Source organism: Bacteroides caecigallinarum (assembly GCF_021530995.1).
Classification (GTDB): Bacteria; Bacteroidota; Bacteroidia; order Bacteroidales; family Bacteroidaceae; genus Phocaeicola; species Phocaeicola faecigallinarum.
Genome location: NZ_JADYTF010000013.1, coordinates 29,817 through 46,086, shown reverse-complemented (window position 1 = coordinate 46,086; position 16,270 = coordinate 29,817). Strand labels below are relative to the sequence as shown.

The following is a 16,270-nucleotide window of genomic DNA, read 5'->3' as shown; positions in this document are numbered from 1 at the left end:
AACTTATAAAAAATTATTACCGACAACAATATGCTGCCGGTAAATATTTTATTGCCTTTATTCATATGAATATACCAATGGAAGCCTTTGGAATCATTCTACCGTAAATCATTTTAGAGGAAAGGTAGTAAATTATGAATATAGAATGATGTTTTGGGAAAAAAATGTGATATAAGTTATGTTTTTGTCTTATGGATAAGACAAAAAATACCCATTATTGTCTTGTCTATAAGAAAATCATTCCCGCCGCAATAGCCTTCGCCTTAGCTCTGTCCGGCTTTCCTGTTCCTGTAAGCGGAAGTTCCGGGATAAGGATGGTGTGTTTCGGACGCCAGTAATGCGGAAGGTTGTTTATCGCACCGTCCGTATCCATTTCGCGTGATACTAACATTACTATCTTTTCGCCAAACTTTGCGTCCGGTACGGAGGTAATCATATACGAACCTTCCGGCAGGTAGTGACTAAGTTTTTCTTCCACTTGTTCTATCTGTACTTTCACCCCTCCGGTGTTGATGGTATTATCCTTGCGTCCGAGTATTCGGAACTGTCCTTTGCCGTTGAATTCTACTATATCGTTTGTGATTAAAGTTTCGGGGTTTACGGAAGGAGCGGAGATGATAAGTGTCCCTTCATCCGATAGGCTAAGGGATACATTGTCGAAAGGTGTGTACAATTCCGACGCATCGCTGCCGTTCAGTCGGCGGAGTGCGATGTGCGAGAGTGTTTCTGTCATTCCGTATGTGCTCCATACTGCGTTGGGGAAAGATTTCAGTTCCTCTGCCATATTCTTGTCTATGGCTCCTCCTCCGATTATGAGATGACGGATCTGCATCAGTTTCTCTCTGTCTTCAGGATGTTGCAGTGAGTTGAACACCTGCATCGGTATCATGGCTGCGAAGTCAGGTATTTCTGTTATGTCCTGCAAAGGGCGTCCGCATGGAGTAACCACCATAAGGTTGAGGCCTGCTATTATGCTGCGCACTACCACCATTTTTCCGGCTATGTAGGGGAGGGGCATACACAGTAATGCGCTGTCGCCGGCCTTTAGTCCCAGGAATGAAACGGTGAGGCGTGCGCTGTTCATCATCCTTTCCTTCTCCACCCACAGTTCTTTTGGAGTGCCGGTAGAGCCTGAAGTGTGTACTTTCAGTAGTGGACTTTCGTTGTACCATTCTGCAAGGAATCCGCCAAGTGATGCCATGAAGCTGTCTTCGCCGTATTCTGATGTGAATAGGTCTTTAAGTTGTGATGCTTCTTCGGCATTATAAGTCTTTCCGTTTATGGTGATGTTTGAATGCATTTTTGTGAGTGGAATTATAGAGGGAATTCTTCTTTGAATAAGTCATATACATAAAGTGGGCTTTGATAATATAATCCGCTTTTTGTATTTAACAGTTTGGTGTAAGTATTGGAATTGTAAACCATGTCCATGGCCTCTTCCATATCTTTATGGAAGTCTCTCATTACATAAGATATAAGTTCGGTAGTAATGCATTCTATCATGAATTGCTCATCGTTTGTCATAACTTTTTAAGTAATTTAATAGCATTATCAGTACCAAAATAATATTGTACAGTTAGATTGATATATTGGAGTTTTTTAACTAATGTTGGAAGATCAATGTATTCTTTCATGTACCTAAATAGTTGAACTCCAACTTTGTCATCGGCTATAGGACCTATAACAATATCATAATCATGTACTTTGTCGATATTTTCCCGGTTTCTGTTTGCAAGTATAAATTCGGCCCATTCCTGCGTATATCCTTCAAATATTTTAATTCTTAACGCTGGATTATTTAGATTGACTTCGTCAAATTCGTAAGTATTTACTGTAGGTATACCTCCATACTGAATGACTTTTTGTTCTGCCATCTTTTGTGCCTGGTCTTTATTCTCAGTCAAATAAAAACCTTGTCCGAAGTCTTTGTGTGGTCGTGACTTGGATAAATCAATTGTTAATATTTCTTGGTTTGAACCGTGATACAATATCATCTTATATTACCTCCGTATTTTTGGCAGTATAATGTTAAGTCGTCTATGGCATCTTCTATTGAAAACAGATGTTCTACCTCATATCCATTATTGAGAAATTCAATGCCTTTACATCGTTTTAGGTAATTGAAAGATTGCTGCATCGTCAGTTTATGTCGCTTGGCAAACTCAGAAATACATATAACGATATATTCAATTTTATCTTTCATATATAAACTCATTTTCTCAAAAGTAAGAAATATAGACGTGATATGCAAGAAAAATATTTAATTACAATAATATATCAACATTCTTCTCCGCATCAAACCACAACCTTTCTCCCTTAATACACAGCGGAGACTCAATATTGTCAGTAAACAGCTGCCCTGTGCCAAGTCCTTGTGGAAATGTATGTTCCTGAGTGGCTGTCCATTGTGCTATGGCATTAAGTCCGATGTTTGATTCCAGTGCGGAGGTTATCCAGTAGCCGATGTTTCTTTCCTTTGCCAGACGTATCCATTCCTCAGAACCGGCAATTCCGCCATGCAGAGATGGTTTCAGGATAATGTATTGCGGACGGATAGTTTCCAGAAGGCGAATCTTTTCGATTTCTTTATTCACACCTATCAGTTCTTCGTCGAGAGCTATAGGGAGTGGAGTGGTGGCGCAGAGTCTTGCCATCTCTTCCCATTGTCCCTGACGTATTGGCTGTTCTATGGAATGAAGGTCGAACTTGCTCAGTGCTTCAAGTCTGGACATAGTGTCAGACGGTTTGAATGCTCCGTTGGCATCCACGCGTAGTTCTATCTCATCCTTGTCGAAATGGCTGCGGATAAACTCAAGCAGCTGTAATTCCTTTTCAAAATCTATGGCACCAATCTTCAGTTTGATGCAGCGGAATCCGGCACTCATCTTTTCGCGGATACGGGCATACATTTCATCGAAACTGCCCATCCAAATCAGACCGTTGATGGTAATTCCCTCTTCTCCACGCGAGAACGGTGTGTCCCAAAAAGCAAGACTGCCGGCATGGAGATGATAAAAGGCAGTTTCCAGGCCGAACAGCATCGACGGGTATGGACGCAGGCTCTTATAATCAATTGAACCGGTCTTCTCTACTTGCAGGCAATGGCAATGCAACACATCTTCGTATTCGGGAATGTCGTCGCAACTCAGGTTGGGAAGTGGTGCACACTCGCCTGTTCCGGATTTTCCGGTTTCTGTATCCGTAAGTCGGACATACCATACCTTGCGGGTTGTATAAACACCGCGTGATGTGCCTGCAGGCTGCTTGAAGTGAAGTTCGTAAGGAATTATTTCTGATTTAATCATAGATTTCTATATAAAAGGGCTGTTTAATTTGGAGAAACAAGTATATATTTTGTTCTCCACACGTTCGTGTCGAGTGCTCCACACGCTCGTGTCGAGTGCTCCACACGGCCGTGTCAAGCTCTCCACACGTTCGTGTGGAGATGATGATGTCTCTTCTTTTTTTCTTGAATTAAGGCATTTTAGGGAATTTACTCCAGTCCGGTTTACGTTTTTCAAGGAATGCCTTTCCGCCTTCCTGGGCTTCTTCTGTCATGTAGTACAGCATTGTGGCATCGCCGGCCAGTTCCTGAATACCAGCCTGACCGTCGAGTTCGGCATTCAGGCCTGCCTTAATCATGCGAAGTGCAAGCGGACTGTGCTGCATCATTGTTTCTGCCCATTCCACAACTTCGTCTTCCAGACGGTCGAAAGGAACAACCTTGTTTACAAGTCCCATTTCGAGAGCTTCCTGTGCAGAGTACTGACGGCAGAGGAACCATATCTCACGGGCCTTTTTCTGACCTACCACGCGGGCCAGATATGAAGAGCCGAATCCCGCATCGAAACTGCCCACACGCGGACCTGTCTGTCCGAAGATTGCATTTTCTGATGCTATTGACAAGTCGCAAACTACGTGAAGAACGTGTCCGCCACCGATAGCATATCCGTTTACCATCGCTATCACAGGTTTAGGAATGGAACGTATCTGCTTCTGTACGTCAAGCACGTTGAGGCGTGGCACACCGTCTGTTCCGATGTATCCTCCGTGACCTTTCACATGCATGTCGCCGCCTGAACAGAATGCCTTGTCGCCGGCACCAGTAAGAACTACTACATTGATGTCCTGACATTCGCGGCAGATAAGTAGTGCGTCACTGATTTCTGATGTAGTGGTAGGAGTGAATGCGTTTCTGTATCGCGGACGGTTGATAGTGATTTTCGCTATTCCGTTATAGAAGTCGAAAAGAATATCCTGATATTCCTTTATGGTTTTCCATTCTCTTTTTTCCATTGATGTAATTATTTTTTCAGATTGTGATAATACTTCTTAAGCAATTCTATGTCCTTGTCTTTTTCTGTGAACACTTCGAGCAGCATAGGACGATTTGTTACAGACGGCTCGAGGAAACGTGCAGTGGCATTGTCCAACTCTTCTTCGTTATGAGCCGACAGATATTCCAGTCCGCGGTCTTCAGCCCATGCCTTTGCCGATGCTGTGTGGGTGGCTGTCACGAAACGGCGTGCGTTGTCGTGAAGTTCAAGTCCGGGCAGTGCGTGGAAAATCTCTCCACCGCTGTTGTTGAGGAGTAGGATACGGATGTTCGAACCGTAGTTATTGTTCCAGAGGGCGTTCATATCGTAGAAGAAACTCAGGTCGCCTATGATGATGAAGTTCAGTTTGTCCGATGCGGTTGCATAACCTATGGCTGTTGACAGGGAGCCTTCTATACCGTTCGTTCCTCTGTTTGATAGTATCTCAACTTCCTGAGGAACATCGAAAAGTTGTGCGTATCTCACAGCCGAGCTGTTGGCAAGATGCAACGAGCATGGTGCAGGAAGTCCGGTTATAACCTTTCCTATGGCGCTCATTTCCGAATATTCGAACTCTGCCTGAGGTATGGCTTTCGACAGAGCTTCCCACTGGCGCGGATATTCCGGAGTGCGGTTCTCCATGCGCGATGAAATCTTTTCGAGGAACTCGAACGGGTCCATCTCTATTATAGTGGTAAGAGAACCGTAGAGGTCCATCACTTCACCGTCGGGAGATACATGCCAGTGTTCTACAGGCGGATGGCGGCGGAGGAATTTCTTCAGACGCTTTGATATGACGTGCCCACCGTAAGTGATGAGCAGTTCCGGACGCATCTTCTTCTGTGCCTCGAAGTCCATCGAGCAGAGAAGCGGCTCTATGTTCTTGATGGGCAGTCCCGGTATGGTGCGGTTGCTTATATTCTCGGAGAACCATGCGAAATGCTTGTAAAGCGATTTGGTATATTTCTTGTCGAACAGGTAAATCAGGTTCATCTGACCTACTACCATCATCCGTCGCTGGTATTTGTTAAGGCGTTCGATAAGCGGTTCGTAGTCCTTGTCGTAAACGCTCAGTCCCTGATAGCGGGTGATGACTCTTGCTTCTGGCAGTTCGTTCACCGGCAGCAGGAAGAAAGGCTCGCTTACAGGCACGTTGATATGAACAGGACCTTTCCCGTGATGGTTAAGTTCGAGAAGGACCTCGTTGATGAGGCGGTTGCAGTACCACTCGTCCTCGTCGGTATTTACTTCCGGCAGATTTACGGATTTCTTTACCAGGCTTCCGAAAACTCCCGGTTGAGGCAGTGTCTGTCCGTCCATCTGACCTATCCATGCAGCAGGGCGGTCGGCGGATATTACCACAAGAGGCACTTGCTGATAGAACGCTTCTGCCACAGCCGGATGAATGTTCAGCAGGGCTGTACCCGAAGTACAACAGATAGCTGCCGGGCTTCCTCCATGGAGAGCAAGTCCGAGCGCGAAGAATCCTGCACTGCGTTCGTCCGTTACGGGATAACATGTGAATTCCGGTATATTGGCAAGTGTCTGCACAATAGGTATGTTGCGGCTACCGGGGCAAAGTACTATCTTCCTTATCCCATGTGCTTTAAGCAGGGCAGCCAGTTGTAGTATGCTTTTCTTATCGGTGTACACTTTGGGGAATTAAAAATTAATAATTAAAAATGAAAGTTGTTGGTTCTATCAACTGATAACTAACTTTATAGTCTTCATCTTATGCTGCGTCTCTTCCCATTCCGAATTGGCATCAGATGAAGGGAGGATACCTCCTCCGGCATATAGTGTAGCGTAGTTGCCGTCTATGTTCAGACATCGGAGATTGACGTATAGTGTGGTATGTCCTTCAGGGTTGAGCCATCCTATTATTCCGGAATAGTATTTCCTGTCGTAGCCTTCGTTTTCGATAATGAAATCGTATGCCTTGTCTTTCGGCATTCCGCATACGGCAGGAGTGGGGTGGAGTGCATCGAGCAGGTTGCCGAGCTCGGAAGTCTTTTTTAGTCCGAACTGGAAGTCGGTTCTCAGGTGTACCAGCTGTCCGGCACGTGCTGTATATGGTCCCTTTACGGCAATCTTGCTGCTGAATTTCTTTATCACCTTGCTGATATATTCGCTTACGAAAGCCTGTTCGTCCTTTTCCTTCTTGTGCCATTCGGTAGGCATCACCTCGCCCTGCATAGGCATGGTTCCTGCCAGTGCCACAGTGTTCCATGTATCGCCCTCACCGCTGAGGATTATTTCCGGAGTACTGCCTATCCATGTTCCGCTCACGGGAGTATGCGACAGCGAAATCATCATTCGCGGATAACTGTTGCATGCAGTGACGAATGCTTCAAGCGGAGAGAAATTCTCATCCAGTTTGTACGAAGCATTGCGCGATAAGACAAGTTTCCCTATTTTTTTGCTTTTCAGCGGGCTTATGAAATTGGCGAACACTTCCATGTATCTTTCTTTAAGCTCTGTCTCAGGCTTTATGTCGATAGCGGTGGATGTGCATTCCTGTTCGGTGTCGGATATTGTAATTGATGAAATCTTTTCCGATATTTCTTCCCATCCGTTAGCTGTAATGTCCGGGCGGATTATTACTCCGGGATGACTGCTTGTGAAACTGAAAGGAGATATCACAAATCCTTTCTGTCCGTTCAGTTCCTTCAGACTGCTGAATGTCTGCGGCTCGCCTCCGTCCTGCATTACCAGAAGAGGTATATCAGTCCATGGAAGACGGTAAATGGCAAACGACGTGTTGCTGCACGTCATCCTGTCAATAAGCTTATGTATGTGTGAATCGGGCTTGTTCATATCCGTTTTTTCACTATTTGATTAACAACTCTTGCTGTGGAAATGAGTTTTCCTGTCTGGCTCGTTATGTCTATGTTCCAAATGTGTGTTGTCCTGCCACGGTGCACTATTGTGCCTGTGGCTGTAACGAATGCTCCTTCTTCCACTCTGACCATTCCCACGTGGTTTGCGCTTACCTGAATGCCGCATGGCATTTCTCCAGTTGAGCAAAGCGGAACAGAGCCGTGTCCTGCAACCATTTCAGCCAGGGCGAGCGACGCTCCTCCGTTCAGGAGACCGAACGGCTGGCATGTGCGGTGGTCAACAGGCATGGTGGCAACTACCTTTCCTTCTTCCATCGTTATGAACTTTATACCCAGATGCTCGCCCATCGAGCCTCTTAAGTCGGGAAGGGAATTTGCCATATTGTCGCTGTTTTGCATATTATTTCCTTTTTTATCCGAATGCAAATATACATTTATTCATCGAAGACCGGAAAAATTCTTTACTCATTTATATTTAAAGATACTCTTTTTACCATATGTTAATTTTCATGACGAGTCTTTGACCTAACTTTGCGCCCTGAAAAAAATGACAGTATGAAGGATAGTATCGACTTTGGAAAGATGGAGGTATCGAAGTTGTTCGTCAAGCTTCTGATACCTACGGTTATGGGAATGGTGTTTTCGGCTATATTCATAATAACCGACGGAATATTTGTGGGCAAGGGGATAGGCAGCGACGCGCTTGCCGCTGTCAATATCACAGCTCCGCTGTTTCTTATCAACACCGGCGTGGCTCTGATGTTCGGTATCGGTGCCTCGGTAGTGGCGTCTATACACCTGTCGCACGGGAAAATCAAGGTGGCACGCATAAACGTGACGCAGGCTGTGGTGGTATCGTCGCTGCTGCTCATACTATATGCGCTGCTGATAATGCTGAATGTAGAGAAGGTGGCACTGCTGCTTGGCAGTTCGGAACGGCTTCTGCCTTTGGCTGTGGAGTATATGAACTGGTTTATCCCATTTCTGGTGTTCAGCGCACTGCTTAGTTCCGGAATGTTCTTCGTCCGTCTGGACGGATCGCCCAATTATGCGATGTACTGCAATATCATACCTGCCGTAATAAACATAGTGCTCGACTATGTCTTTATCTTTGAATTCGGATGGGGAATGTTCGGGGCTGCCCTTGCTACGAGTCTTGGATATATAGTAGGTGCCGCCATGATACTGGTTTATCTTATCGACAGAAAGCATGTGATACACATGGTGAGAGTGAAACTGAGCCGGAAGAGTCTGATGCTTACCGCGCGGAATGTAGGGTATATGTGTCGTCTTGGTGTATCTACATTCCTGTGTGAAGGAGCTATTGCTACGATGATGTTTGTGGGCAACTACGTGTTTATGCATTACACTGGCGAGGACGGTGTGGCGGCATACAGTATTGCATGTTATTTCTTTCCGATAATATTTATGGTTTATAATGCCATAGCACAGTCGGCACAGCCTATTCTGAGTTATAATTTCGGTCAGGGCAACAGTTCCAGAGTTAACCGTGCGTTCAGATTGGCTCTTTTCTCTGCCGTAGGTTTTGGTGCGGTGGTTATTGTTCTGACGGAGGTATTCTCGCCGCAGATTGTATCTATGTTTATAGATCCGGCATATCCCGCATATAATATTGCCGAAAGCGGTCTTCCGCTGTTTGCTTCCGGATTTATATTTTTCGGGATAAATATGGTTTCCATTGGATACTTCCAGAGTGTGGAGCGCGACCGTCCTGCCATGGCCGTGACATTGCTTCGCGGATATATCCTAATTCTGGCATGTTTTTGGATTATGCCTAAGTTATTGGGAGTTCCCGGAATATGGCTGTCTGTTCCTGCGGCTGAATTTGTCACTTTTCTGTTTGTCATTACCATTTATTGCAGAAGAAAGAGACAGTCTTGAAAACTAATGTGTATTTTTGTATCAGTGAACTAAATATTGATATTTCATGAGGCAGTTTGTTGATGCATTTTGCAAGAGATACAGTGCTACCGAGAAGGAGTGTATGAAGCTCGTTGATAATATGGACGAGGTCTGTTTCAGGAAAGGTGATTTCCTGGTGCGTGAGGGAGAGACGAACAGTTCGTATTATCTGATTAAGGAAGGTATATGGCGTGGGTATATACTTCGTGACGGTGAGGAACTGTCTGTCTGGTTTGCAATAACCGGCGAGACGGTTTTCTCCAGTTGGGGATATATGGCCGGTCGTCCGTCGCCGATATATATTGAGGCTATGACGGACAGTACACTGTATGTGATAAGCAAATCAAAGATGGAAGTGTTTCTGAATTCCTCGATAGAAAGTGCTAACTTAGGAAGAAAGTTGGTAGAGCAGGATTTCCTTGTGGCTGAGGAGCGTATTGTCGCCACCGGCTCAATCACCCAGGCCAAGGAAAGATACCTCGACCTGCTGAAACGCGACCCTTTGCTTCTGAAACATGTGCCGCTTAAATATATAGCATCCTATCTGTTCATTACTCCTCAGTCGTTAAGCCGTATAAGAGCAGAACTGGCAAAGGAGAAATAATTTTACAAAGAAGTTCTCAAAAAAATAGAATATGATTGCACTTTTGTTTTGTGATTTACACGTTTTTATTCTATATTTGTCGCAAAACAACTTAAAATCGTATTATTATGAGAACAAAAGACCTTATTTTTATTCTGATTGTCATTGCGGTGTTCCTTCCTTTCATTATATCTGATACTTTTTATGATTGGTATCTTTCTTTCAATGCAGAACATGGTATGGTTATGAGTTTCCTGAAGTTCGGTATATTGGCTACAATGGGCGAGCTGTTGGGACTTCGTATCAGCAGGGGAGTGTATTATTTCAAAGGTTTCGGAGTATTGCCGCGTGCCATAGTCTGGGGAATATTGGGAATGGGCATAAACATGGCTTTCATTGTATTCTCAACCGGAGTTCCCGCATTTGCCGAATATCTTGGGGTGAAGGATACCGCAGCTATACTTTCAGGTGCTCTTTCATGGCAAAAGGTAGCTTTGGCATTTTCTATTTCCGTGGTACTTAATTCCATATTCGCGCCGGTGTTTATGACACTTCATAAAATAACCGATACGCATATAATGAACAATGGCGGGACTTTGAGTGGGCTGTTCACTCCGATAAAGATGGGCGAGATAATGCAGAACCTGAACTGGAAGGTCCAGTGGGGATTTGTATTTAAGAAGACGATACCGCTGTTCTGGTTTCCTGCGCATACAATAACTTTTCTTCTTCCGGGCGAGATGCGTGTACTCTTTGCCGCACTTTTGGGAGTACTGCTTGGAGTGATACTTTCTATTGCCGCACGAAAGAAATGATGCTATTCTTTCATTTCCCCCAATCGGTTTATGAACTCGTCGGCATACACACGGCCTATAGGAATCTCTACGGCACTATGATAGAGGGTCAGCTGGCGGCGGGTGTAGTTTGCCACTTTGTGCAGCGGTATGATATATGATTTGTGCACGCGCATGAATCTGTCATCAGGCAGCATTTCCATGATGGATTTCATGCTCGTTTGCGATAGTACTGGCTTGTCATCGTCTGTAAGATAGATTTTGATATAATTGTCCATAGCTTCGATATATTCTATCGAGGCTATTTTTATTTTCACGTTCTTGTATTCCACTTTCAGGGTTATTTCTTCCTCTTCCGTAAGTACGGGCGTGGCGGAAAGACTTTCCAGTTTCTTCATCCTGCGTACCCGTTCTATAGCCTTCTCGAAGCGTGAGTATGAAAATGGCTTGTGCAGGTAGTCGATGGCGTTCAGCTCGAATCCGTCAACGGCATATTCGGCGTATGCGGTGGTGAATATCAGATATATGCCTGCCGGAAGTTCGCGTGCTATGTCGATGCCGTTTATTCCTCCCATTTCTATATCCAGAAAAACGATGTCCGGCTTTTGTGATTTTACTTTTTCCAGTCCTATCACAGGGTCTGTATATGTCGCTACATCAAGGTCAGAGCAACGCTTGCAGAACTGTTCTATGATGCTAAGAGCTACAGGCTCGTCGTCTATTGCTATACACTTCATTGTCATTTCAGTTTTATGATAAGGTTTACGGTGAAAATACCGTTAGTATTACTTATCTCAAGGTTATGTTTTCCGGGATACAGGAGTTCAAGCCTTTTCTTGCAGTTGGCGATACCAATTCCCGGTTCTTTGTTTTCTGGTTTGGGGTTCACTGTATGGTTTTCTGTGAATAGCGTCAGTGTGTCGTTGTTTACCTTAAGGCTTATTATGATATCGCTTTCTATGTGTGACGACGCACCGTATTTAAGTGCGTTTTCGATGAACGATATAAGTATCATCGGTGCTATCTTGGTATTCTTTGCTGACTCGTCGGCTGAATACGAATAGTAGATGTGGGTACGGTTTTCGTCTATACGGTTCTTTTGGAGTTCTATGTACTGACTGATATATTCTGCCTCCTCGTCAATGCTTACGGTATCTTTCGTTGCCTTGGTGTACATATATTTTATCAGTTCTATGAACTGTATGAAAGCACTTTCTGCCTTCTGGCTTTGGGTTATCATCAGTCCGTAGAGGGTGTTCAGAGTGTTGAAAAGGAAATGCGGATTTATCTGAGCCTTGTATAGTGCCAGTTCGGCTTTCTTCTTCTCGAACTCACTGGCCTGTCGTGCCATAATCTGCTTGTACAGTTCTGTAAGGAGACCGACTGCTATACTGAAGCATATCGTTACGAGATACATGAACCATGTGGCTTGCTGATGTTGCTTTATTCTGCTTAGGCTCATAGTCTTTCGAATTATCTTTTCCATTTTGGGCTTGTGACCACGGAATGGGAAATCCATCTGATACTGGGTGATGAGCCATGTTATGAATATCGTACCTAGAAGGACGGCTATTGCTATGAGCAGATGTTTTCTGTCTTTCAGTGCCATGGGGACACTGATTTGCTTGATGCAGAAATATACGGCGTAAAGCCATACTATCAGAGTGATAACGAAGAGTGAATTGCTTTCCAGCCATTTATCAACCGGGAGCATCATCATCATGGCAGGCAGCAGAATGATACAGAAGAATAGGTCTATGCCTATGGGTAAGTACTTGTTGTTCATATCGTATAGAGTTATAGTGCAAATGTAAAATAAATAAGCCGAAAAAGCGAATAAATGAAATGTTAAAAAAACGCTTTTTGTCGTTTGCCACTTGAAGTGTGTCGTTCGCCACTACATGCTTCTGGAGCTGATTTTTGTGTTAAAAGTTTGAGTAGCTTTGTCTCAGAAACGAAAAATTTAACATTATATGAAACTGAAACTTTTTACATCTATTGCTTTATTGTTATTGCCGCTTATGTTGGTGGCACAGGGGAGGGTTACGGTGAGCGGAACCGTGACGGACAAGAATACCGGCGAACCGCTGCCTTCGGCTACGGTAAGTATAGCACCTTCTTCGGATAAGGATGCGAAGAAATACACTTCAACAGACATGGACGGTAAATTTACATTCACATCTGTTTCGTACGACAGTTATGTCATCGGGGTGACATACGCAACAGACCGAGCGCGAATATTTTGAATCTGTGCTTCCGGGTATGACATACGACGAATATCAGGAACGGACAATGGAGAACTGGAACCACCGTTTCAATATGAAACTTGATTACAAGATTTCGGACAGGACATCACTCCAGTTCCGCCCTACAGTGAGCTTCCAGAATAATGACAATATATCATTGCTGGACGGACAGAATATGGTTAGCGGACAGACTGATGCCGAGACACATACAAGCTCGAATAGCGCTACAGATGCATATAACCTGGGCGCAGACATCATATTGCGTCACCGTTTCCCGACGGATGGAAGAACATTGTCGCTCATGCTGAACGGTAAGATGAGTAATACAGACGGAGGTACTTATACAGACTATCTGAATACTTTGAACATGCTGTCCGGTACACCGCAGACAGAGGAGTACAGCCAGTACAAGAATACAATGAGCAAGCAGTACAGTTTGCGCTCAAACCTCAGTTATACTGAAAAACTGACTGATAATATGCAGTTGCAGTTGGGATACAAGTTCTCATATTCTGATTCAGATTCTGACAAGAAAACATATATGAAATCATCAGTAACAGATCTGTATGACCAGCTGGATGAGAGTCTGTCAAGTGTTTACCAGACGGGATATACAACTCATGCCGGAAATGTAGGACTTCGTTATCATGCCGGAAAGCTGAATGCAATGATTGGTGCAGATGTACAGTGGTCTGAATTGTCGGGTGACCTTGTATACCCTAATCCAGACAGAATGAACAATAACTATTTTTCATTCCTGCCTTCTTTCAATTTAAGATATTCGCTCGACAGAACCAATTCGTTTATGCTGAGATACAGAAGCAGCTCATCGTCACCATCGGTTACAGATCTTCAGAGTGTAATAGATAACTCAAATCCTTTATTCCTTTCAACAGGTAATCCGGATTTGGACCAGCAGATATCCCATACAGCGAACCTCAGATACATCCGTACAACGAAATCAGGACAGACATTTATTGCAATGATTGGAGGAACAGCTAAATTAGGCTATGTGGCGGACAGTACATTTATCGCTAAAGAGGATATACAGATTTCAGACAATGTTACTCTGAATAAAGGCTCGCAATTTACCAAGCCTGTCAATATGGACGGATATTACAGTCTGCAGTCGATGCTCACATACGGTTTCCCGTTCGACCTGATTCGCAGTAACATCAATTTCAGTGTATCGGCAAACTACTCTAATGTACCGACTATCTTCAATGGTGAGAAGAGTAAGACAAATGAACTGAACATCATTCCGAAAGTGATTATAGGTAGTAATATAAGTCAGAATCTCGACTTTACGGCTTCCTATTCGGCGGGGATAAACAAGATATTCAGCTCTCTCAATACAGCAAGCGGAACGGGTGATTATATCACGCATAATGCCGCAGCCAAGTTGGGTTGGACATTCTTCTGGGGACTTACACTCCGCAGTACATTCAATTATATAGGTTATACGGGACTTGATACAGGCAATGAAGATTATTTCCTATGGAACGTATCATTGGGAAAGAAGTTCCTGAAGAACAATGCGGCGGAAATAAAGGTTGAGGCCTTCGATATTCTGAAGCAGAACCAGGCTTTCACACACAGCACCGGAAGCAACTATTACGACTATATAAACAGCAATGTGCTTAAGCCATACGCAATGGTCAGCTTTGTATACACAATCAGATAAAGATACGAAGAACTGCATTTTGCAACGCTTTTGCAAAACCGTTTAAACACAATTTAAAAACCGTTTAAACACTATTTAAATTGTGCCTAAACATAAAAAAGGCATCATAAAAAACACTTTTTTTATGATGCCTGAATGTTTTTGTGTATCAATCAGGTTATATATTATCTAGCAGCTGTAAACAGACCTGTTTGTGAGCCGCTGATAGCGCGAATTGAAGCCAAACCCTGCTGGTCAGGAAGAACTGTTACAGTATTTCCATCCTGCAGTTTCACTGTTATTGTTCCATCTTCGTTCATAGTCATAAGTTCGTATGACTCACCGTCGCAAGAAGCGTTCCATGTACGGTTTTCCTGATTATAAACCAAATCTATAGAAACATCATCTCCTTTTTTTGTGATGCTGTATCCGTTTTCGTTCGTTCTGATTAGGTATTCGCCATTTTCGCCTTTTACGGTTTTTGTGGTTCCTACATCAGCCAGAGGATTTGAACCACTCCAGAATTCGATGGAGTTGAGAACTACAACGTCAGCAAAGTATGCCACACCATAAACAGGGATTATGTTAAATGCCAAAAATACTAACTCGTTAACAAATTTGTTTCCAATTCCTTGATTCCAGTCTTTTAAATTGTTCCATAAAGCAAAAGAACCGATGCAAGAAGAGAATAGCAGGCTTCCACCTAGTAAAGCACATGCCACTTTAATTTTCAGCTTTTTCATAATTAATAAAAGAGTTTGTTTTAATCAATCATACTTTGACAAAGTTATAGTTTTTTTTCTAAAAAACAAATATTTTCTCTTTTATATTAATCTTTGTCTATCTTTTTTATACCTCCTGTAACAGTATCGAAAATAACACGTGTACTTACTTTCTTATTGAAAAGGTCATCAACCAGAAGTTCTGTATTACCGAATTGTGCAAACATCAGATTATTGTCTTCAAAAATGGATTTTCCTTTAAATGTTATTGTTACACTACCCTTGCCAGGAATATTGTATAGTATCCCTTTTGGTGCCTTTTTCTTTTTCTTGTCGTTATCTTCACTTTGTGCTGTTATTTGCATTGGAGACAGACTTTCTACCTTTATATATATAGGTTCGCCTGCAAGATTATCGGAGGATAATATGCCGAGTTTTTTTGAAAATCTTAGAACCGTACCTTCTGTTATATTATTTTCAGGGGTTATTACAGCTGTGAAGAGCTTGTCTTCTGTAACTTTTTTACCTGTGAACATTTCTGTAAGAGCCTTTTCCTGTTTGTCAAGATTGTCCATAATAAGCTTCAACGAAGCTCCGTCCTTAGGCATTGTGTCCGCTTGTCCTCGCAATATAAGGTTTTTGCTTTCTCTGATGTTGTAAATTTCCTTAGCTGTAAGTTCAGCCATTTTTGCAGTAGAACCGGCAGAAAGAATTTCTTCTGTCATGTATTTCCTTCCGTCTTCCGATGGTTGTGATTTCTCCAATATATAATCGGCACTGACTGTTTTGGGAGCAGAAGTGTTGATAGCTTTTATTATACCGTTATCATTCACTTCGATGTCGGACATTACGCTTTTGTCGCTTAATTTAATAATGTAGGCTTTTGTTGAGTCTGGAACTCCAATTGTACGTACCTCTATCTTTTTAATTTCCCAGTCTGTGGATGGCTCTGACGTCACATTATTGATTCTTAAATATCTGTTGGCATATTGACAGAAGTCTCCCGGAGTATATTTTACTCTCGTAGCGATTACATTAACTTCTACAGCTGTTTTAGGCAGGAAGTATGCTATACCTTCACCTTCTCCCGGTATGTAATAATCTACACTCTGTGCGTTTGCTGTCCAATAAGTTGCTGCCAGCATAGCCATAGCTATAATTCCTTTTTTGCTCATAAGCTTTA

18 protein-coding genes are annotated in these 16,270 nt (G+C 43.3%); 5 read left to right on the top strand and 13 right to left on the bottom strand.

Annotation, left to right across the window (positions count from 1 at the left end; translation table 11 throughout):
• Window positions 1–226 precede the first annotated feature (226 nt).
• The 9 genes from I6E24_RS03585 to I6E24_RS03545 form a co-directional block, all read right to left on the bottom strand.
• The gene (locus I6E24_RS03585; RefSeq protein WP_235326294.1) at window positions 227–1,300 is read right to left on the bottom strand and encodes an AMP-binding protein; all 1,074 of its coding nucleotides are present in this window, start codon (window positions 1,298–1,300) and stop codon (window positions 227–229) included.
• Between the two features lie 14 nt (window positions 1,301–1,314).
• The gene (locus I6E24_RS03580) at window positions 1,315–1,503 is read right to left on the bottom strand and encodes a hypothetical protein (RefSeq protein WP_235326292.1); all 189 of its coding nucleotides are present in this window, start codon (window positions 1,501–1,503) and stop codon (window positions 1,315–1,317) included.
• Between the two features lie 17 nt (window positions 1,504–1,520).
• Complete coding sequence (locus I6E24_RS03575) at window positions 1,521–1,994, bottom strand: DUF3990 domain-containing protein (RefSeq protein WP_235326290.1); 474 nt, start codon at window positions 1,992–1,994, stop codon at window positions 1,521–1,523.
• The gene (locus I6E24_RS03570) at window positions 1,991–2,203 is read right to left on the bottom strand and encodes a DUF3791 domain-containing protein (RefSeq protein ID WP_262911879.1); all 213 of its coding nucleotides are present in this window, start codon (window positions 2,201–2,203) and stop codon (window positions 1,991–1,993) included. The genes I6E24_RS03575 and I6E24_RS03570 overlap by 4 nt, the downstream gene beginning before the upstream one ends.
• A 61-nt stretch (window positions 2,204–2,264) precedes the next feature.
• On the bottom strand, window positions 2,265–3,305 hold the full coding sequence (locus I6E24_RS03565) for an o-succinylbenzoate synthase (protein ID WP_235326288.1): 1,041 nt from the start codon (window positions 3,303–3,305) through the stop codon (window positions 2,265–2,267).
• Between the two features lie 169 nt (window positions 3,306–3,474).
• Entirely contained in the window at window positions 3,475–4,296 is an 822-nt protein-coding gene (gene menB / locus I6E24_RS03560) for a 1,4-dihydroxy-2-naphthoyl-CoA synthase (RefSeq protein ID WP_154043278.1), read from the bottom strand.
• An 8-nt stretch (window positions 4,297–4,304) separates the two neighbouring features.
• Complete coding sequence (menD, locus tag I6E24_RS03555) at window positions 4,305–5,969, bottom strand: 2-succinyl-5-enolpyruvyl-6-hydroxy-3-cyclohexene-1-carboxylic-acid synthase (RefSeq protein ID WP_235326286.1); 1,665 nt, start codon at window positions 5,967–5,969, stop codon at window positions 4,305–4,307.
• A 48-nt stretch (window positions 5,970–6,017) separates the two neighbouring features.
• A complete protein-coding gene (locus tag I6E24_RS03550; RefSeq protein WP_235326284.1) occupies window positions 6,018–7,133 on the bottom strand; it encodes an isochorismate synthase in 1,116 nt (371 codons plus the stop codon).
• Window positions 7,130–7,555, bottom strand: coding sequence for a PaaI family thioesterase (locus tag I6E24_RS03545; protein WP_235326282.1), 426 nt, complete (start codon window positions 7,553–7,555; stop codon window positions 7,130–7,132). The genes I6E24_RS03550 and I6E24_RS03545 overlap by 4 nt, the downstream gene beginning before the upstream one ends.
• A gap of 156 nt (window positions 7,556–7,711) precedes the next feature.
• On the opposite strand from I6E24_RS03545, the gene I6E24_RS03540 reads away from it, so the two are divergent.
• The 3 genes from I6E24_RS03540 to I6E24_RS03530 all read left to right on the top strand — a co-directional run bounded on the left by I6E24_RS03540 (window position 7,712) and on the right by I6E24_RS03530 (window position 10,477).
• Window positions 7,712–9,058, top strand: coding sequence for an MATE family efflux transporter (locus I6E24_RS03540; protein WP_235326280.1), 1,347 nt, complete (start codon window positions 7,712–7,714; stop codon window positions 9,056–9,058).
• A 46-nt stretch (window positions 9,059–9,104) separates the two neighbouring features.
• Window positions 9,105–9,683 carry a Crp/Fnr family transcriptional regulator gene (locus I6E24_RS03535; RefSeq protein WP_235326278.1) on the top strand — a complete coding sequence of 193 codons (579 nt, stop codon included), beginning with the start codon at window positions 9,105–9,107 and terminating at the stop codon, window positions 9,681–9,683.
• Window positions 9,684–9,790: 107 nt separating this feature from the next.
• Window positions 9,791–10,477 carry a hypothetical protein gene (locus tag I6E24_RS03530; protein WP_235326276.1) on the top strand — a complete coding sequence of 229 codons (687 nt, stop codon included), beginning with the start codon at window positions 9,791–9,793 and terminating at the stop codon, window positions 10,475–10,477.
• Window positions 10,478–10,479: 2 nt separating this feature from the next.
• On the opposite strand, the gene I6E24_RS03525 is transcribed toward I6E24_RS03530, so the two are convergent.
• Together I6E24_RS03525 and I6E24_RS03520 are read right to left on the bottom strand one after the other, a co-directional pair.
• Window positions 10,480–11,193, bottom strand: coding sequence for a LytR/AlgR family response regulator transcription factor (locus I6E24_RS03525; RefSeq protein ID WP_235326274.1), 714 nt, complete (start codon window positions 11,191–11,193; stop codon window positions 10,480–10,482).
• A 2-nt stretch (window positions 11,194–11,195) separates the two neighbouring features.
• The gene (locus I6E24_RS03520; RefSeq protein WP_235326272.1) at window positions 11,196–12,242 is read right to left on the bottom strand and encodes a sensor histidine kinase; all 1,047 of its coding nucleotides are present in this window, start codon (window positions 12,240–12,242) and stop codon (window positions 11,196–11,198) included.
• A gap of 187 nt (window positions 12,243–12,429) precedes the next feature.
• Here I6E24_RS03520 and I6E24_RS03515 point away from each other — a divergent pair, with 187 nt between their 5' ends.
• Entirely contained in the window at window positions 12,430–12,702 is a 273-nt protein-coding gene (locus I6E24_RS03515; protein ID WP_235326270.1) for a carboxypeptidase regulatory-like domain-containing protein, read from the top strand.
• A gap of 16 nt (window positions 12,703–12,718) precedes the next feature.
• Window positions 12,719–14,386, top strand: coding sequence for an outer membrane beta-barrel protein (locus tag I6E24_RS03510; RefSeq protein ID WP_235326268.1), 1,668 nt, complete (start codon window positions 12,719–12,721; stop codon window positions 14,384–14,386).
• A gap of 164 nt (window positions 14,387–14,550) precedes the next feature.
• Here I6E24_RS03510 and I6E24_RS03505 read toward each other — a convergent pair whose 3' ends face one another.
• The gene (locus I6E24_RS03505) at window positions 14,551–15,108 is read right to left on the bottom strand and encodes a DUF3332 domain-containing protein (RefSeq protein ID WP_235326266.1); all 558 of its coding nucleotides are present in this window, start codon (window positions 15,106–15,108) and stop codon (window positions 14,551–14,553) included.
• An 86-nt stretch (window positions 15,109–15,194) separates the two neighbouring features.
• A complete protein-coding gene (locus tag I6E24_RS03500; RefSeq protein WP_235326264.1) occupies window positions 15,195–16,262 on the bottom strand; it encodes a DUF4831 family protein in 1,068 nt (355 codons plus the stop codon).
• Between the last annotated feature and the right edge of the window lie 8 nt (window positions 16,263–16,270).